The sequence below is a fragment of the Mesorhizobium delmotii genome, assembly GCF_900149755.1.
GTDB classification, from domain to species: Bacteria; Pseudomonadota; Alphaproteobacteria; order Rhizobiales; family Rhizobiaceae; genus Mesorhizobium; species Mesorhizobium delmotii.
The window spans coordinates 1-23,299 of the sequence record NZ_FUIG01000060.1 but is presented as its reverse complement, the minus strand read 5'-3'; the positions used below and the strand labels follow the sequence as shown (position 1 = coordinate 23,299).

18 protein-coding genes and 5 pseudogenes are annotated in these 23,299 nt (G+C 56.5%); 9 read left to right on the top strand and 14 right to left on the bottom strand.

The window, feature by feature from the left end; all coding sequences use genetic code 11:
• Positions 1-733, bottom strand: a 733-nt coding sequence (locus tag BQ8482_RS31955; RefSeq protein WP_133254875.1) for an SDR family NAD(P)-dependent oxidoreductase, incomplete at its 3' end; no start/stop codon positions are given.
• Between the two features lie 574 nt (positions 734-1,307).
• Between BQ8482_RS31955 and BQ8482_RS31950 the strand changes: the two genes are divergently transcribed.
• From BQ8482_RS31950 to BQ8482_RS31920, 5 genes are all read left to right on the top strand, one after another.
• On the top strand, positions 1,308-1,667 hold the full coding sequence (locus BQ8482_RS31950) for a SemiSWEET family sugar transporter (RefSeq protein ID WP_123151202.1): 360 nt from the start codon (positions 1,308-1,310) through the stop codon (positions 1,665-1,667).
• Positions 1,668-2,066: 399 nt separating this feature from the next.
• Positions 2,067-3,317, top strand: a complete 1,251-nt coding sequence (locus BQ8482_RS31940; RefSeq protein ID WP_123151205.1) for a M24 family metallopeptidase — start codon at positions 2,067-2,069, stop codon at positions 3,315-3,317.
• Positions 3,318-3,629: 312 nt separating this feature from the next.
• Entirely contained in the window at positions 3,630-4,037 is a 408-nt protein-coding gene (locus tag BQ8482_RS39795) for a tautomerase family protein (protein WP_244603073.1), read from the top strand.
• 363 nt (positions 4,038-4,400) lie between these two features.
• Positions 4,401-5,201, top strand: coding sequence for an NAD(P)H-binding protein (locus BQ8482_RS31925; RefSeq protein ID WP_123151200.1), 801 nt, complete (start codon positions 4,401-4,403; stop codon positions 5,199-5,201).
• A 536-nt stretch (positions 5,202-5,737) separates the two neighbouring features.
• Positions 5,738-6,190 (top strand): hypothetical protein, encoded by a 453-nt coding sequence (locus BQ8482_RS31920; protein ID WP_244603072.1) that lies wholly within the window; start codon positions 5,738-5,740, stop codon positions 6,188-6,190.
• A gap of 518 nt (positions 6,191-6,708) precedes the next feature.
• Here BQ8482_RS31920 and BQ8482_RS31915 read toward each other — a convergent pair.
• Positions 6,709-7,571 (bottom strand): annotated as a pseudogene (locus BQ8482_RS31915) (aldehyde dehydrogenase family protein); the annotation flags it as partial.
• A 466-nt stretch (positions 7,572-8,037) separates the two neighbouring features.
• Here BQ8482_RS31915 and BQ8482_RS31910 point away from each other — a divergent pair.
• Positions 8,038-9,342, top strand: coding sequence for an amidohydrolase family protein (locus BQ8482_RS31910; RefSeq protein ID WP_123151198.1), 1,305 nt, complete (start codon positions 8,038-8,040; stop codon positions 9,340-9,342).
• 233 nt (positions 9,343-9,575) lie between these two features.
• A pseudogene (locus BQ8482_RS31905) lies at positions 9,576-9,908 on the top strand (IS66 family transposase); the annotation flags it as partial.
• Here the strand turns inward: BQ8482_RS31905 and BQ8482_RS39790 are convergent.
• Positions 9,901-10,095: pseudogene (locus BQ8482_RS39790) on the bottom strand (transposase DNA-binding-containing protein); the annotation flags it as partial. The pseudogenes BQ8482_RS31905 and BQ8482_RS39790 sit on opposite strands and share 8 nt — an antisense overlap.
• A 248-nt stretch (positions 10,096-10,343) precedes the next feature.
• Between BQ8482_RS39790 and istA the strand changes: the two are divergent.
• Positions 10,344-11,887: pseudogene (gene istA, locus BQ8482_RS31895) on the top strand (IS21 family transposase).
• Positions 11,888-11,914: 27 nt separating this feature from the next.
• Positions 11,915-12,658, top strand: a pseudogene (istB, locus tag BQ8482_RS31890) (IS21-like element helper ATPase IstB).
• A gap of 290 nt (positions 12,659-12,948) precedes the next feature.
• On the opposite strand, the gene BQ8482_RS31885 reads toward istB, so the two are convergent.
• The 11 genes from BQ8482_RS31885 to BQ8482_RS31835 form a co-directional block, all read right to left on the bottom strand.
• Positions 12,949-14,499: a carbamoyltransferase C-terminal domain-containing protein gene (locus BQ8482_RS31885; protein WP_244603071.1), complete on the bottom strand. Its 1,551-nt coding sequence runs from the start codon at positions 14,497-14,499 to the stop codon at positions 12,949-12,951.
• A 92-nt stretch (positions 14,500-14,591) separates the two neighbouring features.
• A complete protein-coding gene (locus BQ8482_RS31880; protein WP_165848802.1) occupies positions 14,592-15,197 on the bottom strand; it encodes an O-methyltransferase in 606 nt (201 codons plus the stop codon).
• 325 nt (positions 15,198-15,522) lie between these two features.
• A complete protein-coding gene (locus BQ8482_RS31875; RefSeq protein ID WP_425294155.1) occupies positions 15,523-15,636 on the bottom strand; it encodes a transposase in 114 nt (37 codons plus the stop codon).
• 263 nt (positions 15,637-15,899) lie between these two features.
• A complete protein-coding gene (locus BQ8482_RS40805; protein WP_425294154.1) occupies positions 15,900-16,028 on the bottom strand; it encodes a hypothetical protein in 129 nt (42 codons plus the stop codon).
• A 275-nt stretch (positions 16,029-16,303) separates the two neighbouring features.
• Complete coding sequence (locus BQ8482_RS31865) at positions 16,304-17,377, bottom strand: HAD-IIA family hydrolase (RefSeq protein ID WP_123151195.1); 1,074 nt, start codon at positions 17,375-17,377, stop codon at positions 16,304-16,306.
• Entirely contained in the window at positions 17,374-17,820 is a 447-nt protein-coding gene (locus BQ8482_RS31860) for an SET domain-containing protein (protein WP_133254874.1), read from the bottom strand. The genes BQ8482_RS31865 and BQ8482_RS31860 overlap by 4 nt, the downstream gene beginning before the upstream one ends.
• Before the next feature lie 4 nt (positions 17,821-17,824).
• On the bottom strand, positions 17,825-18,790 hold the full coding sequence (locus BQ8482_RS31855) for a PLP-dependent aminotransferase family protein (protein WP_244603070.1): 966 nt from the start codon (positions 18,788-18,790) through the stop codon (positions 17,825-17,827).
• Between the two features lie 302 nt (positions 18,791-19,092).
• Positions 19,093-20,115 (bottom strand): beta/alpha barrel domain-containing protein, encoded by a 1,023-nt coding sequence (locus BQ8482_RS31850; RefSeq protein WP_123151193.1) that lies wholly within the window; start codon positions 20,113-20,115, stop codon positions 19,093-19,095.
• A gap of 47 nt (positions 20,116-20,162) precedes the next feature.
• Positions 20,163-20,969 (bottom strand): SDR family NAD(P)-dependent oxidoreductase, encoded by an 807-nt coding sequence (locus tag BQ8482_RS31845; protein ID WP_165848801.1) that lies wholly within the window; start codon positions 20,967-20,969, stop codon positions 20,163-20,165.
• Between the two features lie 56 nt (positions 20,970-21,025).
• Positions 21,026-22,234, bottom strand: a complete 1,209-nt coding sequence (locus BQ8482_RS31840) for a family 3 encapsulin nanocompartment shell protein (RefSeq protein ID WP_123151192.1) — start codon at positions 22,232-22,234, stop codon at positions 21,026-21,028.
• Between the two features lie 27 nt (positions 22,235-22,261).
• Positions 22,262-23,026, bottom strand: coding sequence for an SDR family oxidoreductase (locus BQ8482_RS31835; RefSeq protein ID WP_123151191.1), 765 nt, complete (start codon positions 23,024-23,026; stop codon positions 22,262-22,264).
• Between the last annotated feature and the right edge of the window lie 273 nt (positions 23,027-23,299).

Sequence of the window (23,299 nt, the reverse complement as noted above, 5' to 3'; positions counted from 1 at the left end):
GAATAGCAACCCCCGTGATGTGCCTGGCTTCCTCGCTCGCGAGGAACAGCGTCAAACTTGCGATTTCCTTCGGAGTCGCCACGCGACCCTGGGGTATGGAATCGATGTTCCTCTGGAGGACCTCATCCACGCTAACTGGCTTGCTATGGGCAGACACAAGCATGGGTGTATCAACGGCGCCGGGGCAGACGGCATTGATGCTGATTTGCTCTTTGGCGTGATCGAGCGCCATGGCGCGTGTCAACAAAACGACCGCGCCCTTCGATGCACAATAGGCAGCCAGCCCGGGACAGCCAACCAACCCCACATTCGAGGCTATGTTGACAATGCTTCCGCCGCCGGTTTTTCTCATAGCCTTCACTGCGGCGCGGCTGAAGTAGAACACACCGCTGACATTGGCGTCGAAAGTCTGGCGCCAATCGTCATCCGTGGTTTCGACCGCGCTTCCACGTCGGATGATCCCGGCGCTGTTGACCAAGACGCCGAGCTTTCCGAACCTTTCTACAGTACATTCAATCACTTGGGTGGCGAAGGCCGAGTCAGCGACATCGCCCAGCATCAATTCGGCCGGACAATCGAGCTTCTGAACCGACTCTAAAGCTCGCCGGCCCCGCTCTCGATCGCGGCCGACCAATACGAGCGACGCCCCTGTCGCGGCGAAGGCCTCTACGACGGCCTCCCCTATCCCGGACGTTGCGCCAGTAACGATAACCACTTTCTTGGAATGCGTCATAGTATCGAGTGCCCAGTAAAAGTGATGAGGCCTAGTGAGTAGTTTCGGCGGCCTGCTTACTGATCTATGCCGGCATACGGCCTGTTCGCAAGCGTCCAAAAAGTCATGCGGCGGACAAGCTGAAGTCATGGCGCGTTGGACATCGATGGCGATTCCGTGGCAGCTTTTGCAGGCCCCCAGGAGAGATCAGAGACAGATGTGGCGTTGGGGCCGGCTCCGACCGAGTTGAAGCTGATCCGCAAACGTGGCCATGACACCTGGTTATCCGGCCCATCAATAATACTCATTTGATGTTCGATCAGCCGCTGTCTTATACTTCTTGCATCGCTGTTTAGCCGCATTGCAAGCTCGATATACGAGGCTCATTAACGGTTAGCACATCTGTTCCATCAGGCCCGGATCCGCTTTGGATGCCTTTCGCCCCGTCGAGGTAAACGAAGTCACGCCGACGTGTGCGCAATGTCGCAGTGCCGTTGCGCGTTTTTTACTTAAGGGCTGCCGACTAGCCTGAGCCGCTCTGCCGCGATAACCACCCGAAGGGGTTAAACGGAAAAGCCAGCAGGCAATCTCGCACATGGATTGGGTCACGGTTATTGGTTACCTCGCGGCTCTATGCTCGATGACCAGCTTTACCCCGCAAGTCTGGAAGATCATCAAAACCCGGGACACGAGCAGCATTTCAGCACCGATGTATGCCATTTACGTGCTGGGACTTGCGTTCTGGCTGACCTTCGGAATTCTGAAGAACGAGTGGCCCCTTATCATCACCAACGGTGTGTGCCTGGTGCTTTCGGCTTTCATTCTCGTTATGACGCTCCTTCCTCGCGCGAAGAAGGATGCCGTTGCGGACGCTTTCGACCCCGCCGCCTCAAGCACCGAGCGGTCGGGCGGGCGAGCTCGTCTGGCCGATTCAGAGATAAAACGGTCGGAATGACGCGCATCACAACCTTCAACGTGAATGGCGGCAATGCCCGGCTTCCCGTGCTACTGAAGTGGTTTAGTGAAACCGACTACGGCATCGTCTGATTGCAGGAGCTGAAGACGTCGGAGCGGGTATCTCCGGTGGTCGTGCCCTAATGATCTGGGCCTTCATACCGCCGGTTTGCAAACGTCCAAGAAGTCATGCGGCGGACAAGCTGAAGTTGCGGCGCGCTGGACATCGGTAACGGCCTCGTGCAGCCTTTTACGACCGTCGGACATGGTCATGACTCCTGGTAATGCGGCCAGCCACTAATACTCATTTGAAGTGCGGTGCGCCGCTGCCTATAGCTCACGACCGTAGCATTTCTGCGTGACTGATCAGCAGCATGCTGGGACCATGTACGAGCGCTCTATGACGAATTCCAAATTGAGTTCAACAGGTCCGGATGGGTTGGTACTCTATGACAACTGGAGCGACTTGCGGCAGTTTCGACCAATGCCGGATGTCGACTTTAAAAGGCTCGATGGATACCGGAAAGAGCGACTAAGAGCGGCAATGCGCCAAGCTGATGTCGCAATGTGCGTCCTGGTGAGCCCGATTACCATTCGATATGCGATCGACTACAATGTCTTTCCCTTGTTTCAGTCGCATATTCCGGCCACCTATGTCTTTGTTCCCCTCGATGGTCCAATCACCCTTCACCTAGCCGCCGACAGCAACGGATCTTCCACGGACAGTGTGAGGCAGGGAAGGCCTATTTCGTTTTTTGAGGGCGGTAACGAACTGTTGGATGCCGCAAAACTCCTAGCCGACGATATTGTAGGTTTCTTGAGCGAAATCGGGACCACCAATCGCAAGGTAGCGGTTGAATACGTCAATCCTAGCGTGACTCATGCCCTACAGCAGCGCGGGCTGGAGGTAGTTGACGCAGTCAACATCGTAGAAGGGGCGCGGGTTATCAAATCAGAGGACGAGATTGCGTGTATCCGCTGGGCATGCGCGGTGGCCGAGCACGGCATTGCACGCATGCAGGAGAGTATGCGCCCAGGCGTAACAGAAGTGCAGCTTTGGGGCATTCTCAATTACACCAACCTCGCCAACCAAGGCGGCTGGCATGAGGGACGGATGCTCGCTTCCGGGCCGCGAATTAATCCGTGGCTGCAGGAAGCTACCCAGCGGGTCATCGAGCCGGGTGACCTAGTGGGATTCGACACGGATATGGTGGGGCCATTTGGGTATTTCTGTGACGTTTCACGGACATTCTACTACGGAAAGAACCCGCCCAGTGCGCGCCAGCGCCAACTGTACCAATTGGCGTATGACGAATTGCAGACCAACATGAAGCTTATTCGACCAGGGGTTAGCATGAAGGATCTGCAAGCTTCAGCTTGGCCAGTGCCCGAAGAATTTCGGGAGCAAGCTTACCCCTGCGTTATACACGGAGTTGGCATGTGCGATGAATATCCGCAAGTTAAACCATCATTCCGAGGTCCGGTAGCGTATGACGCGACACTCGAAGCAGGCATGGTAATATGTGTTGAAAGCTATATTGGCGCCGTCGGCGAACGAGACGGCGTCAAGCTTGAGGAGCAATTGCTCGTAACGTCAGACGGCTACGAGTTGCTTTCAAACTATCCTTTTGACGAATGTCTCATGAGCTAGAACCTAGTTCGACCCCCATGACTACGTGAATCTACGGCCATGCAGCAAAACTCACGAAGGCAAGGCTACGCCAATGATCTACGACTGCGGCACTACGGACCGACCGAGGAAAAGAAGGACAGGATGCGAGCGGTTTGCTCGGGATAGCGTGCCGCTTTTCGAAAACACGGCGATTAAGCTAATCGACTTCTGGACCTCGGAGGGACGAGTGGGAGAACAAGAGCTCATAAACCGCAAAATCTTGATCGCGGAGGATGACGGCACCGTTGCGTTCCAACTGAGCGACACTTTGTCAATGAAGGAGCGAACGTCATGTATCCGATCGACACGATCGAGGATCGCTCTCGACGTGATCATGAAAGAGCGCAATTCGCATCACAGACGGTCAAACCTCGCTTCCACCATGCCCGGCCTTGGTTTGGAGATCGTCGAGGCAATGCTTTAGCGCCTGCATTTCAGAGTTTTGAGCAAGGGGCGCTTAGAGCGCGCCGCCAACTGTTATCAACCTGCTCGCCAGAGAAAACAAAGGAGCAAGCTATGCCCGTAATCCATATCGAAACGTTCAAGTCTGATGACGATAAGAAAGCACATTTGGTCGCTGAGATCACAAAGCTGTTCTGTGACAAGATGAACTTAAGGCCAGAACAAATCCATGTGGTGTTCGATGAGTATGAGCCTAACAACTGGGCGACCGGCGGCAAGCTTTGGTCCAGGATGTGATGTGGCCTGCTATCTCTGCGACCTGCGGGTTAATCTATTTCCGGTGAGGAGATGATGGGGCAAAGGGCGAATCCGTCTTAAAGTTTGCCCGGGACGCGCGGTAGTGCTGGAAAGGCCGTTCTGAATGCCTTGCGCCCGCGGCGGGACCGATGCCACGCCGACTTGGGCGGAATGAAGTGGTACCGTTCTTGCGCGTGAGGTTAGACGGAAGACCAGCAGGCTGGCTCAGCGAAACCGACTGCGACATCGTCTGTTAGCACAAGCTGAAGACGTCGGAGCGGGTTTCCGGCGGGCCAATGAAAAATGATCTGAGCACATCGATAACCTTGGATCGCGCACCACATATCCATGAAAGGAAGAGCCATGATCCTCATCACCGGAGCCTCGGGCCAGTTGGCATCGCAGATCGTGGCACGGGCGCGGCAGAAGGGCATTGCGATTCTCACCGGCAGCAGAGCAGCCACTGCTGACCGACACATAGACTTCGACAGACCTGAAACGCTTGACTTCGCCGGGGTTGAGACCATGTTGCTGACTTCGGCCGGCTCTGCCGAAGACGATAGCGTGATGCGTCGGCATGGTGCCGTTCTGGCTGCCGCTCGCGCGCAGGGGGTGAAGCACGTCGTTTATACGAGCCTCACCTATGCTAGCGATCATCTCGGCTTTGCCCTGGCTCATCGCTGGACCGAGCGCGACCTTCGGGCAAGCCGCATGGCCTGGACCATCCTTCGCAACGGTCTCTATGCAGAACTGATTGGCGCTCTCGCCGCGCCGCGCGGCGGGGTGATTGCCACGCCATTTGGCGAGGGTCGGATTTCCGCAGTCGCAAGAGCGGATCTGGCCGAAGCGGCGCTTGCTGTGCTGGGCGATCCGGCTAGCCATGCCGGCCGGTGCTACGAGTTATCGGGAGCTACCGCATTTTCGATCCCGGATCTCGCGCAGAAGATAGCAGCCACTTATGAGCCGAGCAGTTTTGAGGAGGAGCGCGCGCGGCTTTCGTCCCTGCCACTGTTCGCCTTCCAGCCGCCGATGCTGATGTCCATTTCGTCCGCCGCGGCGGCTGGATTCCTGGAAACACATGCAACAGATCTGACGGAGTTGGTGCCAATGCCGCTAAACGCACTAGAGATTGCCTGCGCCGTCGCTCGACAAGCGGCACAATAGCTCCTGGTGCATCAGGAAAAGTCCGATAAGTCGTCTTTCTTGGCTCGGCTCATCAAAAAGGGCCGGTCTTGCCTAACAGGCGGACATTAAACGGGGTCGCGTCCCGTCTCTCATCTGTTTTAAGGAGTTAATCGAGTGCGGGTGTAACCGGGGCATATTACCGGGTAGTCAGGCTTGAGCGGCTTACCTAACGAGGTCCGGGCGGGGCCGGATCGGCTCTTGTGCGGGTATGCCGAGGTGGTCGTCGAGATAGGGAAGAATGAGATGTCGAGCTTGCTGCAGGTCTTCATCAGGTCGAGCAGGACGTCACGGGCGTTCTTGCCTGCCTCACTGACGGCTCGCCGGAGATTCTTGCGCTATTTAGGCTCAGGACCTATTAATTTCCTTGCGGGTCGGATGCCCGTTTGATTCAAGGTCTCTATTGAGGGAGTACTTGATGAGTGATTTGTTTCTGCTGAGTGAGCGCCAGATGGCGCTGGATATCGCCATATTTCCCGCTCTCGCATGGCGTTCTGCGAGTCGATCACTGGCGGGTGGTGAGCGGCATCGTCTATGTGATCCGGAACGGCCTGCAGTGGAAGGACGCGCCGACGGGGAGCCGGACGGGGGTATTCGACCGCATTTTCGCGGCCCTTGCCGGCGAAGGGCCGGAGCCAGAGCGCATCATGATCGATGCTACCCATACTCAGAGGCAGGATGAGCGGTCGTCCTTCGCCATTGCAGACGGCGTGCAGCTTGGAGTTCAGCCCGCCTTTGGTGGCCCGATACGGTGGGGAACATCCCCTTTTAAGAAGGCTCGCCGCGGGGCGGTGGCATTCAGAGCGGGGGCGGTAATGCCAAGTGACATCTGCTGGCGACAGCACGATATGGCGATCCGAGTAACCGAAAACCTGCATTTACCACACGCATCTGCTCGCAAGATACTAAAGAATTATTTGTATGTTTTCTTAAATATCAAAACGATGTGTATCGCGTGTATTCTAACTTAAACGATTGCACGGATATTTTACCCCGTTATCACGCCAACGATCGGACCGAAAAGCATCAGGAATGTCAGGAATATAACACATACGACTAAAGCAAGCGCCGCTGCCTGAAGGTCTTTGAACGGCGTCGGGCAATCGTCTGACATAGTGGCTCTGATCCGAGGAAGTGCTAGATCGTCAGAATGTCAACTTTATGATAATTTGACAATGCAGCTTGTGCAAGTGTGCACGGGAGCGTGCAAGAAGCTCGCCCGTCCGTGCCATTGATGGAGCCATGCTGGATGCGCCGCGAAGGACGTCCGTCAAGCGGACTGCCCCGAGAAGAGGCCGGCACCGTGATGTATCGCGGATCTGGCGGCATCCTGCTGATGATGAGTTCGCGAAGAACTTGCCGGTCGGCAGGCACGAATCCGACGGGCAGATCGTCTTTCCTTCAGCCATTTGACGGCGATCGGCGGGGCACTTGAGCGCGCTGGTTTGAATCGGGCGCGCTCTGTGTCTGCTATTGTCGTCAGCTGATCCCCGATGCACAGATATTTGATCTCGATAAAGTCTTCGATGCCGTATCTGAAACCCTCTCGACCGAGGCCTGAAAGTTTGACGCCTCCGAAGGGCGCGTCGGTTGTGGAGATGAGACCCGGATTGATCCCGACCATTCCGTAGTCGAGCGCTTCCGCTAGGCGGAAGACGCGCGCCAGTCGCGGGAGTAGAAGTAGGACGCAAGTCCAAACTCGGTGTCGTTGGCTTGGGCGACGACTTCTGCTTCAGTGGTGAAGTGGAATACGGGAGCTAGCGGCCCAAAGATTTCTCGTTGGTGACGATCATGTCGCGGGTGACGTCGGTGAGGATCGTCGGCTGATCGAAGGTACCCCCGAGCCTGTGCCGTTTTCCGCCAGCAGCGATGCGGGCGTCCTTGGCGACGGCGTCGTCGACATGTTCCTGTACCTTGTCGAGGGTGGCTTGGTCGATGAGGGACCAGAATGACGCTCTCTTCGAACCCGTCGCCGACCTTGAGCTTGCTAACCATCTCGGCCAGCCTCCGCCGCGAAGGCGTCGTAGACGTGCATCCTGGACGTATATTCGGTTGGCGCATTACGCAGGTCTGACCGTTGTTGCGGAACTTCGCCGCAACGCAGCCCTCAACGGCGGCGTTGAGATCGGCGTCTTCGAAAACGATAAAGGGGACGTTGCCGCCGAGCTCGAGACCGAGCTTCCATATGGTCTTGGCGCTCTGCTCGTACAGTTTGACGCCGACTTCAGTAGAACCGGTAAAGGTGAGTTTTGCGCACCATTGGATTTGGCAGTCAGTTCCCCCCGATTTCGGAGGAAGGGCCGTTCAGCACGCTGAAGCCGGCACGCTCGCCGCCAGGACGGCAAGTGCTATTTTAGGGCGAGAAAGGGGGCTGCAGGCACCTTGGATAAGGCCTCTGAGTGAAAGCTATTTCACTGGCCGAAAACATCATTTGGTAATTCCGGATACCGCAATTGAGCGAGACGACGTCCAGATCTTCCGCAATTGGCTTCACACAGGTCGCAGATCTCAATCCGGTCCCGCCAGCGTCGGCTGCGGACATCAAGGCAGCACCAGTTGCGCACCCAGCGAGATGAGATATCACCTGGTCATCCAGGCCTGCCATCCGCCTGATAACATTTAGTCCTGCGGTACATGACTTTTTATACGGTTGTTTTGCAGCCCCCCCGCCGCTAGCGTTCCAGGCCCAATCAATCAGACGCGACAGCTTCTCAAGCCGTACTGAAGGCCCAGTCAGACGGAGAGTCTAATTCCGCGCAACCAGAACACCCTTAGAAGCTAGACCCTAGGCAGCGGTTCGAAACTGGAAGGATATACGATGATCGGCACCGAGGCCATGGCTTGGATTCACGAGAAAGTTGCGGAAACTGTCCTCGCGGACACGCACGAGCATCTGGTCGAGGAGTCTAGGCGCATTGCTCCACTGAACGACAGGCTTCTACCCTGCGATGATTGGTCTCTGCTATTCAGAGAATATCTCCAGGATGATCTTCATTGTGCGGGGATGAGCGCAGCGGACCAGCAGCGGTTTTATGATCCCGAGGTTTCCGCGCTTGCCAAGTTCACGATTGTCTCGCCCTATTGGGAGCGGGTTCAACGTACAGGTTATGCGCAGGCACTGAGCATCACGATCAAGGAACTCTACGGCGTCAAATCTTTTGCCCTGGAAAACATAGAGCTGCTCGCCAGCAAATATCATGAAATAAAGAAGCCTGGCTTCTACGACCATATTCTGAAAGATGTTTGTCGCATCTCGCAGTGCCAAGTGAATTCTCTAGAGCGGATATTCATGGAGACCGCTCAGCCGTCGCTTCTCGGACAGGATCTCAGCATCATGGAGCTGAGCCGGTGCAGCCTTCGTGACATTGAGCAGGTGAAATCAGAACTTGGCGTCGAGATCAATTCCTTCGATGATTGGCTGGCGGCGATCGACCACTATTTCGAGCGCTTTGGAAGGCAGGCGGTCGCGGTAAAGTACGTAGGAGCCTATTACAGAGCCTTGAACTTCGCACATGTCGATCGACATGTTGCGGAGCGCAATTTTTCGACACTCGTCGCAGCGCGGCCGTTCATCGGCCCGGAGGGCATTCAGGCACTTGAGGATTACCTGTTTCACTACTGCCTAAGAAAAGCCCAGGATTATAGATTGCCTGTGAAACTTCACACCGGATATCTTGCCGGCAAAGATTTCATGCCCCTAGCCAGAGTGCGGGAGAACGCGAACGACGTCTGCAGATTGCTGCAATCTTATCCGGACATCCGATTTGTGCTTATGCACATTGGCTATCCGTATCAAGACGAATACATCGCGCTTAGCAAGCAGTACAGCAATGCATATGTCGACATGTGTTGGGCGTGGATCATCAACCCGGTCGCATCCGTTCGTTTCCTTGCTGAATTCCTTGTGTCGGTCCCTACCAACAAGATTCTCACTTTCGGAGGGGACTATATCGTTGCAGAGAATGTCGTAGGCCACAGTGTGATCGCGCGCAGAGGCATCGCGGAGGCCATTTCGACTTTGGTTGATCGCAGTTGGATTGACCGCGGTGCCGTCCCCGAGTTGATTACCCGCCTCATGCATTTGAACGCGGAGGAACTGTTCTCCAACGCGAAACCGAGTTGACTTTGTGGCCACACGCTGTGTTGTTCCGCAGCCATGCCTGTTCGGCTTTGCAATCGGATTTCAGGTAACACCGCGGCACGTTGGAGAAGATCAGTGGGAGGCCACAGGATTCGGAGCCCGCTCGCCGCGCATCCATGCTTCGAGTTCGGCGCCGAGCGGCGCGCTCCTTTCGACTTGGCGGCGAGGCGTTGCTCGGCAGCCAGTCCAGTGATGTCGCGCTCGATGTCGAACACGAGATCGAGCGCGCCATCAACGGCTTCGAGGCTGAAGAACGCCTGGGCGTGCGGCACGAACAGAGCGGCCCCCTGTTGACCGCTCTGGAAGCATGGCTGCGGGATGAGCGCTCCCGGTTGTCCCGCTCGGCCTCGGTCGTTAATCCGATCGATGATCTGCTCAGGCGCTGGGACCGCTTCACCGGCTTTCTCAACGACGGCAGAATTTGCCTCACGAACAATGCCGCCGAGCGGGCGCTCGGAGGCTTTGCTTTGGGACGACAGTCGTGGCTCTTCGCCGATTCCGAACGCGGCGCTGCCCGGGCGGCCGCCATGTCCACGCTCATTACCTCCATTCCCACGGTAGCAATTCAGGAAGCCGGCTATGTGGGATGTCGGCGATGAGCGCGCTCGCCGCAACGCGCGCCGCGGTGGCTGCGAAATGGCCGGCAAGAACGCTATGTTCAGTCACGCGTGGGTTGTCAAAGAAGCGGTAGGCCGCCTTCGCAGCCGCCCGGTCGCCTAAGGCCGCCGGGATTGGCTTGCCCGGGGCAGCTCACAGCTGATCCAGCAATCGTCGAAGTCGACGGACTGCGGGTTTCGGTAATTCGCGGACAGGGATTCCATTAAATCCCGGACAGAGATTTCACTAAATCCGGGACAGCATTTCCGCTAATTCCCGGATAGCGATTCCGGTAAATCCCGGACAGTCTTTCGGCGATAAAAGAGATTGGCTTTCGTACGCGCTGTTTTGCCATTCTGGACCCCGATTTGAGAGGGGTGCGGTGAATGGCGAAACGGAAGCAGGCGAGGCTTACGAGTGTGAAGGACATTCGATCGATATTGAGACTGGCGCACGAACAGGGGCTTGCCGTTCGTGCGATATCGGAACGGCTGAAGATCAGCAAAACGACCATTTCGACCTACCTGCTGCGGGCGCGTGAGGCCGGGCTGACGGGCTGGCCGTTGCCGCCTGGGCTTGACGAGGACGCTGTTTTGCAGCGTCGCCTGTTCCATCGTCGCGGCCGCCCGCCCCAGGACATGCACGAGCCCGACTGGGGCAAGATCGCCAGTGAACCGAAGCGGAAGGGCGTGACGCTGACGCTGTTGTGGCAGGAATATCGCGGACGGCACGCAAACGGTTATGGGTACACATGGTTCTGTGAGCGTTTCGTCGCTTTCGAACAGCGCGCCAGCGCCACCTTCCGCAATCGCCACACGGCCGGCGCGGCGATGCAGACCGACTACGCGGGCCACACCGTCCCGGTGATCGATCCGGCGACGGGCGAGATCCGGCCGGCGCAGATCTTCGTCGCGGTTCTGCCGGCCTCCTTGTACACCTTCGCCTATGCGAGCTTCACTCAACGGCTGCCGGACTGGATCGAGGGTCAGCAACGGGCGCTGAGTTTCTTCGGTGGCCTGACGAAAGCGATCGTCTGCGACAACCTCAAGGCCGGCATTGCCAAGCCCTTGTGGTTTGAGCGCCACTTTTGCAGCCTTCGCCGAGCATTACGACACGACGATCCTGCCGACCCGTCCAAAACGGCCGAAGGACAGGGCCAAGGTCGAAGGCAGCGTTCTCATCGTTGAGCGCTGGATCCTGGCCCGGCTGAGAAACGACCGCTTCTTCAGCCTCGTCGATCTCAACGTACGGATCAGCCAGCTTCTCGACGACCTCAATAAGCGGCCGATGCGGCGAGTTGGCAAATCCCGCCGTCAGCTCTTCGAGGCGATCGAGCATGACGCACTCGCCCCCTTGCCGGCAACGCCATTCGAATATGCCGAATGGAAATCGGCAAAGGTTCATCCCGACTATCATGTCGAGGTCGACAAGGCCTTCTACTCCGTGCCGCACCGCCTGATTGGCCGCCAGATTCGATGTCCGGCTGACAAGCCGGATTGTCGAGGTCTTCCATGATCACCAACGGTTCGCCAGTCACCGCCGGACGTCCCAGCGGTCTGGTCACGTCACCGTCAACGAGCATATGCCTAAGACGCATCAGCACTATGCCAACACCACCCCGGCGAGGCGGATGAAGCAGGCGGCAAAGATTGGCCGCAACACGGCGATCCTGGTCGAGCGGCTGATGCGCGACAGGCCTCATCCGCAGCAGGGATATCGCGCCGCTCAAGGCGTTCTATCGCTCGCGCGCCGTTACGGGTCTGAGCGTCTTGAGGCGGCGTGCGATCGGGCTCTGACCATCAATGCGCTCAGCTATTCCTCCGTCAGCACCATCCTCAAATCCGGCCTCGATCAGGCCTCGCCTGTCGCCGAGCCGGTCAAGCCAGCCCCGGCGCATGGCAACATCCGCGGCAGCTCCTATTACCAGTGAAGAAGGAAGACACTGACATGCGAGCAGATGCACGCCCTCGGCCTATCCGGCATGGCGGCGGCATATTGCGAACTGGCCAATCAGCCCGAGGGCGATCTCAACCGCGATGAATGGCTGGGTCTGATGCTCGGCCGGGAGATGGCCGTACGCGGTGACAAGCGCCTGACCAACCGGCTTGCAATCGCCAAACTGCGCTTCCCCGATGCTTGCATCGAGAATATCGACTTCGCCGCTCATCGCGCCCTTGACCGCAGACAGCTTCTCTCCCTTGGCCCAAGGCGAATGGCTCAAAGCCCATGAGCACTTGATCCTGACCGGACAAACCGGAACGGGCAAAACCTGGCTTGCCTGCGCCATCGGACGGCAGACGGCCCGCCTCGATTATTCCGTTCTCGATGTCCGGATGCCCTCTCTTCGAGGATTTTGGCGCTGGCGCGCCTCGACGGTCGGTTTCCCCGATTGGTCGACAAGCTCGCGCATGTTCAATTGCTCATCCTCGATGGGGAACCCATGCACTCGGCGATCCAGCAGCGGCTCGATCTCCTGGAAATCTTCGAAGAGCGCTACCGCAGAAAATCCACGCTGATCACCGCCCAACTCCCCGTGGCGCAGTGGCACGAGATGGTCGGGGAACCAACGATCGCTGACGCCATCCTCGATCGCATCGTTCACAACTCTCACCGAATTGCGCTCGAGGGCGATAGCATGCGGAAGCAAAAGCAAACCTCGCTCTTGACCGAAACGCGAAACGCCGAAATCAATAACAAATGACATCAACCAGGCGAACGAAAGTCGATCCCGCGAGACTGTCCGCGATTTAGTGAAACGACTGTCCCGGATTTACCGGAATCGATGTCCGGTTAATCCGAAATCCCGAGACCGACAAGACGCTTATCGGGAAGGGCTGCTGCGGAAAGCTCTTCCTCCTGCCAAGCGGCTTCGCTGCTGCTGGTCTTGTCTCCCATCCGTGACGCCTCCGTGATTCGGCGTCCGTCACGGGCAGAATCATGGCAGATTCCTATGGGGCAATAGGCCGACGACGATGTGGGTAATCGAAAGCCCTACCGGATGCTTACCTTGAGGAGATAAAAGGCATCGTTGATCACGAATCCGTCGAGTCCTGCGGCCCGAGCATAAGCTAGCAAGTCGCTTGCACGATTGATGAAGCCGGTTCCGTTGAAGTTCAGCGATGTGTTACAGAGAACGCCAACCCCGCTTTTCGCTTTGAACGAAGTGAGCAACTGAAACAGGCGCGGGTTTTGTTCGTGCGATACGGTCTGAGCCCGCGCTGTGCCGTCAACGTGCGTGACGGCTCTCAATCGGCTATCGAGAACCTTCTGGAAAAGAAGCATATAGGGCGAAGGGCGAGCTAAATCGAAGTGGAGCGCGACATCCTCCTCCAGGCAAACGGGCGCGATCGGGCGGAAACCCTCCCGGTTCTTGATGCGATTTAACCTCTCATGCGTTGCCGTTGAGAAAGGCGCCGCGAGAATTGACCGGTTGCCGAGCGCTCGTGGCCCGATTTCGCAATTCCCCTGTACCCAGCCGATCACCTTGTCGCCGAGCAACGCCGAGGCCACTTGGCTGTAGTCGAGTGGACGGACCTCGAGCCCGGTCCGGTCGATTTCGTCAAGTATGAAAGGCTGGCCTGAATAGACGTTCCATTTGATCTTAGCCTTGCCGGTGAAATGCCGCATCGCGTCGACTGCGGTCCCGATCGCTGAGCCTGTATCATTTGTGCACGGTGGGATGAAAACGTCGGAAAAGAGGTTCGTTTCGATCCATCGGCGGTTCCACTCACAATTCAACCCGCAGCCGCCGGCAATCAGCAGCGGGAACCCCTTTGTCAAGTTCTTCTTCGCAAAGGTGTGGAAGGAATCGAAGGTGGCGTCCGAAACGCGCCTGGCGAGGTTGGTAAACTTCTGATGAGTTACGCCAATGTTGTAGTAAGGCGAATTCCGAAGATCCTCCTTGGACACCGGGTACTGATCGCTTGGAAGCAGGAAATCAATCAGCGCCTGCTCGTCTCGGTCAGGCGATCCGGTCTGCCCATAGGCGCAAAGCGCCATTACCTTGCCGGCGTCTTCGATACGCGGTGGTCCTTTGGGCAAGGTGAATTTTGGATCGGCAAGCGCATAAAGGAAAGCATATTTGTCACCAGGATACGCCATCACTTTTCCCCGATGCACGACCTGCAGATACTCATCGATTTCATAGAAATCGCCGAACACACCTTCCCAGATCAGCACATAGCAGGGCATTCCGGCGGGGAACGGCGACATGCCGTATGAGCCCCAGAGATGGGAGCGCTCGTGCGTCGAGGAATAGAAATGCACCTTCCTGCCGAAGAAGGTCCTCTCGCCGACAACATCCGATCCCTGAGCTATGCCGTAGTATCCTACCGGGTCGTGGCGAAATCGTGTGTCCCACCCACCGACGGCAATGATATCCGGAATGGCATCTAGGCGCCCAGCGGCTTCGAGGATGGTAGTGGGATTGATGGTCGAATATCTGCGAAAGCTATCCTTCTCAGCCTCGTATGAACAAATCAGCTCGCCTGCCGACGCATCCAACGCTGCAATTGTGCCATCATGGCCCGGCTTGAAAGACATTATCCTCATGTTTCTTTTACTCCCAATGCGGCTTGTCTTCGAAATTCCTTAATCCGTGAAGCAATTCGGCTATTTCCTCTACGACAGAACAATCAGCTGCTTGCACGCCGCCTCGAAAGCTCCAAGCCCCATCCTATAGGCAGCAGGACCGACTCGATATCCTTCCTCAGGCGGATGTGTTGGCGGTAACCCTCACCAGCGACCGGATCAGGACTACTAATATTATCGGCGATGACGTAGCCCAGCGGAGCGAGCTTTGGATAAAGCGCATCAAAGGCTGGAATATAATAGCTATTCCAGAGATCGATCAGACAGAACTCGATCTCTCCTTCTAAGCTCTCAATTATTTGGATTGCATCTCCTGCACGGAAAACAACGTGATCCTCCAGTCCGGCTCGTCTCAGCCTGTCGTTCGCGAAGGTTTGCTTTTCCACATCAAAATCGCAACTCGTCACGATCCCGGTATTCGCGCGCGCGGCCTCGGCCAGGTAGATTGTCGAATAGCCATACGACGTCCCAAGCTCAAGAATGGAGCGCGCCTTTGATCCCTTAAGAAGGGAATTCATGAATTGGCCAGAAACGGGGCCAACCGAAAGTAAAACTGCCTGCGGAGCATCCGGCAGAGAAAGCAGCACGTCGGAGTCTCGCCGATGACACGCCTCATATTCTGCGAGCACTTTTTTCACGTCGGCATGCATTCTTGGATCCATTTCGAATGACGAAAGACATAATACTTAAAGACCGATTATTGCCAGATGGCCTTTTCCGCAACCATTACGACACACATATTATAATGTTCAATTTTGGTGTATTAGCCTGTAATCTTTCTTTATCCATTCACATGTTGAACTACCTCTAACTTATCACGCACCTATGCAATTGGTAAATACATTTATGTATAAGTTTTTGTTGCGTATTTATGATGAATACTGTAGCATATGAAGAGGGCATTTTGGGTGCCATTGCACAGGTACACCCGAAAACGCGTGGCAACCGCGCACCGCGGTCCCCGCTTGGATTCGTCTATGGGTACGCAGGACCCGGCCGGGATTGCCGGACGCTGGGATTCAGGCCGAGATAGCTGACGAGGTTCGGCGGTTCGTTGAAGCGCGATACTTCGCCGATCGCCGCCTTCATGTCCAGCGCATGGCGTTCATATTCCGGTACAGCAATTTTTGCCCCTTCCCCAACACTGATCTCTATGATGGTGGGTATGCAACACCAGTCGACTCGTCCGATACAGACAGTGTGACTGGAAAATAGCGCCGGATCAGAAGGCACTCGTCGCCGCTTTTCAGAACGCAAACGTAACAAGTATCTCGAAACTCCCAAAGACGATCGGAGAGTTGGGTGAGAGACATTTTACCTTCCTTCTCGGGGCGCTGTTGCCGATGAAGCAGCTATGCGCTCGGCCGGCGTGTGCCGTGCTCGAGCGCTTCCTCGTCGACGGCTGCATCGAGCTTGAGTCCAACACTGTCGAGCGTGCGATCAGGCTGGCCACCGCCAAGATGAACCAGGTCGATCCGCACGCCTGGCGCCAGGCTTACCCAAACCCTCGAGCGCATCGTCAATGGCTGGTCAACACAGCAACATCGACCCCCTCATGCCCAGTGCTGTACAGCCTGAGCTGCCCGCTCACTAGCGAATGCTTGGAGTGCGCGGCGCGTGCTCGCGACGCGAAGACGGATCTGCTCAGAGAGAAAGTTGGGGGATAACCGCTGCCGCCAAAACCCGCCTTATCCACTCCGCGATTCTCGCTTCAAGCTGCCCAAACCTCATTTGTTGTACTGGAATGCATCGCCGATCAAAGGTGTGGAAACAAACTGCCGTCGAAGATCTGATCGAGGTTCTTTGCGACATAATCGGGAGCGCCGTTCTCGTCTGGACGCAACTTGCCGCAGTTGTTGAGGCCAGTGGTTACGAGAAGTGCGTCGAGCCCGGCAGCCTTTGCGCCCTTAATATCAGTATCAACCTGATCGCCGACCATCAAAAGACGGTCGGTGCCGGCCCGAGCGATGCACTCTTCGAAAATCGCTCTTCCTGGCTTGCCCATAATCTCTACTGAGATTGGAGGAGCTCCGAAGGGCGCTAGTCCTGCCTGAAGCATTGGCCCTATTATGCTTGGTCCAAAGACGAGTGAGCCGTTCTTGCTAGGATAAATGATGTCCGCGTTTGCCGCTATAATACGGGGCATTTCGCCCGTCTCGATCAGTCTGCGTTGAAAGGTCGACAGGGTGTGATCGGCAGCCCGTTTAAAATCGAAGCCTTCGTCATCGAGCACTACCAGTGTGTCGAATGTCTCGGCCGTTTCAGCGCAATGAAGATTTGGATGCTTGCCGAAGATGTCATGCGCAGCGTGTGCACTGCCCATATACGAAACTAGCCGCCCCGCCGCCAGCTCTTCGAGTACGCGATGTCGCGCAACCCCTCCTGCGGACACGATACGGTCGACCGCCGGAATCGGAAGTCCCGCGCCGCGGAGACGTGCGAATATCGTTTCATCTGATCCACTGCTGATATTCGTCACGATGTAGTAAGGCTGACCGGACATATTGAGTCGGGCCAAGATATCAGCAGCGCCGGGGAGGGCTTCATTTTCCCTGATCAGGACCCCCATTGCGTCGAAAAGTATCGCGTCATAGCAATCTGCCAGTGTCTGGGGAGGACGCTCGAGCGTTGGTAGGCTGTCGAGGGCCGCGGTCAGAGCACAGGCCGACTCCGTCCCTGGCAGAACCGCACGCGTCTTAAACGGCGGAAAGTAGCCTTGATAAGCCTCTTGCAACGCTCTGATGCGCCAGTCGTCGCGTGTGATCTTGCCGCGGCAGTGTGGGGCGCCACACTTACAGCCGGAAAAGCCGCCTGCCGGAGATCCGGTCATTGCGCAACCAGGGGCTCGACGGCCCCCGCCTTGCTCGCGACGATATGTGGCATCGCCACAAGCGTGAGTGCATCAGATAGGCCGACAGTCGGTTCACAAGTATGATTGATTGCTCCGATCCGTGAGATCTCATCAGCGTTTTCGGGGCAAACGTACCAGCGCGGGTGAGCCTGATGGCCGAACTTGCCCGCCTTCGCCACATAGGCATCGATAGAACCGGCCGGAACGAGGCGGCCAACGAACCGTCCAAGGATTTCGCCCTTGCGGACGGACCTTATCGCGAAAAGGCCATGTCCTGCGGGCTCAACGCTGCGTTGCATCTGGCGACTCCTGGAGTCCATTTGCGCGCTGGGGACAGAATTCCTCCGGCAGTTGGACACGAAATACAGACTTGCAGTATGTTCTGAGTAGATCGACCGCCTTTGTTGAGTATCATTGGTCATGATATCATCCCTGAACAAGCTTTCTGTCACGTATGACTATCGCGTCGGTGGGTATGCTGGCCTCGCACGTCTCACTATAAGCCCAGGCCAGCCACTCGCATAAAATCGACAAGTCATCTGCCTCGACCGTAGGCCCCGCCCATATCCGAAATCCCGGTGGCGCGTCACCGTAGCTCCAGATGTCAAAAGCCGCGCCTTCGGCTTCGAGTAGACGGATCATTCCCCCAGCGATTTTACCGTCGTCCCCCTTCTCGCCGGCAGCGAACTGCTCTCGTACAAGCCGAAGAGTAATTGAACAGGCGGAGCGTGCTGCCGGATTGGTGCAAGTCCAATCAATCCAAGGAGTAGAGTTCACCCAGCCGGCCATCACAGCATAGTTATTGGCAACCCTGTTCAGAAGCGCGGGTAGTCCGCCGCACGCTTCGGCCCAGTCGAGCGCAGAGTGGATATCCTCGACGGCGAACATGCTGGGGGTAGAGATCGTCCGGCCGCCAAAGAACGCATTGTTCACAGACCCGTCGGAGTTGTGCAGTCTCATGAGCCTGGCTACAGGTTTACGCCCGCCGGCTTTCAGCCGTGCCTGGGCTCGGGGCGAGAGCGCGATCATACCGTGGCCGCCTTCGCCGCCAAGCGCCTTTTGCCATGACCAGCACAGAACATCGATCCGATCGAAGTCGATGTGCCTCGTAAAAGCTGCCGAAACGGCATCTGCGATCACAAGCCCGGTACGGTCAGGAAGAATCCAGTCAAGATCCGGGGGACAAACGCCGCTGCTGGTGCCATTTAGCACTAGAACGATGTCGTGATTGGGGTCGATCCTGCCAGTGGTCGGAAAATCTCCGTAAGCACAAATGTGCCGGCTTTGGGGGGCAAGCGCCAACTTATCAATCTCATTTGCCCAATACTGCGAGAAGCTGTCTGACAAGAATGTCTCGACTGGAAACGGGCCGAGTAGATTTTGTAAGGCCATGCTGCAGGCTCCAGTGCCCGAACCGGGCACGATTCCGCAGAGCCAGCTATCAGGCAGTTCTAACAAAGAGGCCATGCGCCTGATTACCTCTCCTAGTCTTTCTGCTCCCTCGGAGCTCCGGTGACTTCGTCCAACATAGCGCAGCATAGTTGGATGCACGCTCCAACCGGGATGTTTACGGCAAGGGCCTGATGAAAACCGTGGATCGGACGGGAGGACCGATGGTTTCACAACCGCATTTGGTAGAGCCATGGCTTCCTCAAAATTGGGAAAAGGGGGCACCTCAACAGAGATATCTGCGATCAGGCGATGTCCTGCGCCATCAGCGCCGACAGCTTTTCATTGGCAAAACTCATCCGTTCATCGGCCCGGAGGTCCGAAAGGCGCCTGATAATCGCGGCCTCAGACAATGCCCTGCCTTCACGTAGCTTTTGAACATAGGACGGATGGATGAAGTTTGAGCCCGCGAATTGATATGCCGCGCTGCTGCCCCAGCCATACCGTTTGCGAAGCGGATCGAAGTGCCGCAGGACGTGCTCGATGAGTGCCCGTTCCTTGGATGGTTCGAGGCGAGTGAGAATCGGTAGGAGCTGCTCACTAGCCGTATTTCCTGCCCCGCGGCCCATGCCGCCCATGGTGCAGTCTATCCAGGTCGCTCCCGCCATCGCGGCGGCCACTGAGTTGACCAGTGCATATCCGCGGTTGTCATGGCCGTGGAATCCAATGTCAGGCTCAATTCGACCCGCAAACCGGCCGATTAACTCCTGAACGCGAGTCGGCTTCATTGAGCCAAAGGAATCGGCGATATAAAGCACGTCGATGGTGTCGATCTGCTTTACCTCCTTCACGCACATCTCAATTTCTGCAGCATTTGCTGCATCGATCTGCATGAGATTCAAAAACACACGGAAGCCCCTGTGAGACAACTCAGCACAAATGTTCCGGCAGGCAGCCAAGCTGCTGTAATGCGCCGCCACGCGGACGGTCGTGATATGCCCTGGCACTAGTCCTTCTGTCAGGCGGATCATGGCAAGGGGTATAGGCAGTTCGCTCGCAAGCGCATCCTTGGCATCGATCATCACGCATGCCTTGACCAGGAGACCAGCAGCCACCTGTTCGGCCTTAGAGCTCGTCACACTGGCGAAATATCCGTGGCTCTCAGGCTTTCCGGCGAGCCCCAGCTCGACCATGCGCACCGGGAGAATGTTGATAGTAGCGACATAATCCGACACAAGTTCCGGCGCGAAATCCCAACCTGTGTAGTAGCCACCGTCGCGCAAGGTACAATCTAGGAAGTTCACTTCATCTGGTATTATGTTTAACATTGCCCAACCTCATCCAAATACCGCCACAACATCGAAGCAATCCTGCATCAGCTCGCGGCGTAGCCCCCATCGACATAGAGAATCTCGCCTGTGATGAACGATGCAGCTGGGCTCGCGAGGAAAATGTAAGGCCCGAAATATTCGGACAAATTGCCGCGGCGTCGCATCGGAGTGAGTTCCATTGCGCGGCGCTGATAAGGGCTATCGAGATTAGGATGCACCCCATCCATGAAGTTGTTGATGAATCCAGGTGCGACAGCGTTTACACGAATACCCTTATTGGCCCATTCAACCGCCATGGTGCGCGTCAGTTGATTGACGCCACCCTTGCTCGCGGCATAGACAGTCAGGCCCGGTATGCCGAGCGAACTGGCGACCGAAGAAGTCATTATGATGCTGCCGTCGCCTTGCTCCAGCATTGCTTGGGCGGCAAACTTGGCACAATAATAGTAACCACGCAGATTAGTATCGACGATTTCGTCCCATTCCGGCTCTTCATATGAATGCGCTGGCTTAATGATGTCGGTACCTGCGTTGCAGACCATCACATCGATCTGCCCAAACCGGTCAACCGTGCCATTGATCAGCGCCTTGCAATCGTCTTGCGAGCGCACATCGGCGCGGATAGCCGTCACGTTGATTCCTTGGCCCGCAAGTTCGGCCTCTGCTTCGGTCAGCTCTGCAATATTGTGCGAGGAAACGACTATCCTCGCGCCCAACCGTCCAAAGCAGGTGGCGAGCGACTTCCCTAGACCGCGGCTCGAGCCTGAAATGCAGACTACCTTGCCATCAATTCCGAAGAGCTCCTGGTATGCTTCTGCGCCAATTTCAGAATTACGACTTGTATCAGACATAATAGATTACCAATTCCAGCTATGATTTTCGCTTTAGTTCAAGTCAATGTCATCGTTCAGCAGGCAAGATCAGCGTGAGGCAAACCGCAAAAGCGGCGACGCCCGCGACAGTAAAGTAAATATCTTAGGGGCCCAACGCTGTTTTGAATTTGCCGCCCGTGAAATTCCCAAAGGTTGTACCGAAACATAGAAAGACGTTGGCGATCGCGAATATACTCATGTGCGTTTTCAGGCGTGGCCGTCTTGCTGATGGAGGCCGGGATCAACCCATAGACTGCATAGAAGGCTAGACAGAAGCAAATTGCCGTCAGCTGTAGCATAAATGCATTGTCCTGAAGCGCGATAAACGCGCCACCCGCCATGAGCACACCATAGTAGAAGAAGACATTGCGATGATCCTCCGTCGTCCCAATCTGGCTCATTTCGAACATTACAACCGCCATCGGCAGGCTGACGACAAGGCGCTCCTTGAATGAAGCTCCAAGCTGGTAAATTCGGCCACCATCCGCCGCTTTGCCGGCTTCTCCAATCTTCACCGTGGCGGAACCTGCCTCGAAAAGACGCGTGCCAAGGTCAAAATCGCTCTCAATGCCTTGGTTTTCCGTCACAAGCCGCGTACGAGTGATGCGAACTCCACGTGGTTCAAGCTTTCGGACAGCATCGGAGGTCTGCACCATTTTCCAGTAATCGCGAGGGTTGAGGAACATACCTCCCGCGGTCGCCCCTTGCTGTTCTACCGTGTTGCAGGCCTCGAGAGCGCAGATGCCCAGATCCCCCGAGACCCACTCCACGTTAGCAATGCTGGACATGTTGGGGAGTCCATAAGGCCCGCTCAGAAGGGCGTGGTTCTCAGCTGTAAAAAGCCTCGGCACCAGCCATGTGGCAATAAATGAAGTAAGCGCTTCCGTATCGCGGAACATCGCCTCGTACACGTCAATCCAGGCGCGTGTGGGATAGAGTTTAACCGTGTCGACATAACCATAGGCGCGTTGAAACTCAGGAAGGGCGTCGACTCCCTCAGCTGCGTCAACCACCTCTTCAGAATTCATTTCATACCAGTAACCCGACTCGCGCTGTGAAAGACCGACTACCTTGAATTGATCGCGCACTGTGAGGCGCGGCGGCGGCCGGTTGGCGGAGTAATTTTCAAGCGTCAGAAGACTAAACGGGAAAGTGAGTTCCTGCTCAGGACGATCGCGAATACGCGCATGTGCGATTGAACGGCCGAGATCGATGACGGTTCTGTTTGTGTTGGCTTCGTTCATACGACGGCTCCTAGTGCGACGAATTGTTCAGACGGTTGCACTCAGCCCACCATCGATGACGATCAAGGCGCCGCTGACATAGGCCGCGCGAGCGCTGGCCAAGAATGCAGCAACTGCTGCGAATTCCGAGGGATCGCCAAGGCGTCGGGCCGGGGTCCTATCCTCGAGCGCACGGATGGCTTCGGCGTGGTCGCCGAGCCGATTGGCTTCGTGAATCGCGGTGCTGTGTGCTCCAGGAGCGAGCACGTTTACGGTGATGCTCTCCCCCGACAATTCTTGTACGAGCGTGTGGCAGTAAGGCACTAGCCCGGCTCGTGCGACACCCGACAGCGCGAAATGTATTGGGGTCCGGACGATAGCCTCGGAAGCGAGCATCAATATTCGCCCCGCCCGCGAGCGCCGCAGATATGGCAAGGCAGCCGTAACTAGATTTATCGAAGGTAAAAGCACTCGGTCAAACGCATCGTCGAAATCCTTAGGCGTCATGGCCGAGGGAGGCCCGGCAGAAACGCCACCGCAATTTGTCATCAAGATGTCGATACATCGAAAATGCTCTGCTGTTTCGGCAACCCAAGCTGCTGCATCCGCGCAGTCCGTTACATCGGTCGCGCGCGCCAGCACTTCGGCGCCTGTGCTGCGCAACCGATCCACTGCTCTTTCTAGCCGCCCCGGATCCCGCCCACAGATGGACAGGCGGCAGCCTTCGTTGGCTAACTCCTCAGCTGTGGCCAAACCTAAGCCGCTGGAGGCAGCCGCCACCATTGCCACCTTGCCGTCAAGCCCTAGATCCATTTTTTACCCTTAATCAACATTACCACGCTTCCTGGTACCGTTGCAGACAGCCAACGCATGTATCGTGCCAAACGAAAAAATCCGCTTACAACAGTGGTATAGCCCTCCTGACAAAACTTCGGTTTGCTATAGCCGTGCATGATGATGACACAAATGCACGGAACCCGACGTACCTCCGCCGTCCTTCCGATAGGTGACCGGTCGCTTTCCGGTTCTGAAGACAGCGTTGGGTAAGCAACTTAAGGCGAATTAAAGCGTGTCGCGATTAATTGG

What these genes read in the sequence shown, in the direction of transcription:
- BQ8482_RS31850 (WP_123151193.1), bottom strand. Translation starts at nt 20,115, where the DNA reads ATGTTAAACATAATACCAGATGAAGTGAACTTCCTAGATTGTACCTTG.
- BQ8482_RS31840 (WP_123151192.1), bottom strand. Translation starts at nt 22,234, where the DNA reads ATGAACGAAGCCAACACAAACAGAACCGTCATCGATCTCGGCCGTTCA.
- BQ8482_RS31845 (WP_165848801.1), bottom strand. Translation starts at nt 20,969, where the DNA reads ATGTCTGATACAAGTCGTAATTCTGAAATTGGCGCAGAAGCATACCAG.
- BQ8482_RS31880 (WP_165848802.1), bottom strand. Translation starts at nt 15,197, where the DNA reads ATGCATGCCGACGTGAAAAAAGTGCTCGCAGAATATGAGGCGTGTCAT.
- BQ8482_RS31940 (WP_123151205.1), top strand. Translation starts at nt 2,067, where the DNA reads ATGACGAATTCCAAATTGAGTTCAACAGGTCCGGATGGGTTGGTACTC.
- BQ8482_RS31910 (WP_123151198.1), top strand. Translation starts at nt 8,038, where the DNA reads ATGATCGGCACCGAGGCCATGGCTTGGATTCACGAGAAAGTTGCGGAA.
- BQ8482_RS31855 (WP_244603070.1), bottom strand. Translation starts at nt 18,790, where the DNA reads ATGGCCTTACAAAATCTACTCGGCCCGTTTCCAGTCGAGACATTCTTG.
- BQ8482_RS31885 (WP_244603071.1), bottom strand. Translation starts at nt 14,499, where the DNA reads ATGTCTTTCAAGCCGGGCCATGATGGCACAATTGCAGCGTTGGATGCG.
- BQ8482_RS31865 (WP_123151195.1), bottom strand. Translation starts at nt 17,377, where the DNA reads ATGACCGGATCTCCGGCAGGCGGCTTTTCCGGCTGTAAGTGTGGCGCC.
- BQ8482_RS31925 (WP_123151200.1), top strand. Translation starts at nt 4,401, where the DNA reads ATGATCCTCATCACCGGAGCCTCGGGCCAGTTGGCATCGCAGATCGTG.
- BQ8482_RS31860 (WP_133254874.1), bottom strand. Translation starts at nt 17,820, where the DNA reads ATGACCAATGATACTCAACAAAGGCGGTCGATCTACTCAGAACATACT.
- BQ8482_RS31835 (WP_123151191.1), bottom strand. Translation starts at nt 23,026, where the DNA reads ATGGATCTAGGGCTTGACGGCAAGGTGGCAATGGTGGCGGCTGCCTCC.
- BQ8482_RS39795 (WP_244603073.1), top strand. Translation starts at nt 3,630, where the DNA reads ATGTATCCGATCGACACGATCGAGGATCGCTCTCGACGTGATCATGAA.
- BQ8482_RS31950 (WP_123151202.1), top strand. Translation starts at nt 1,308, where the DNA reads ATGGATTGGGTCACGGTTATTGGTTACCTCGCGGCTCTATGCTCGATG.
- BQ8482_RS31875 (WP_425294155.1), bottom strand. Translation starts at nt 15,636, where the DNA reads ATGAAGGCGGCGATCGGCGAAGTATCGCGCTTCAACGAACCGCCGAAC.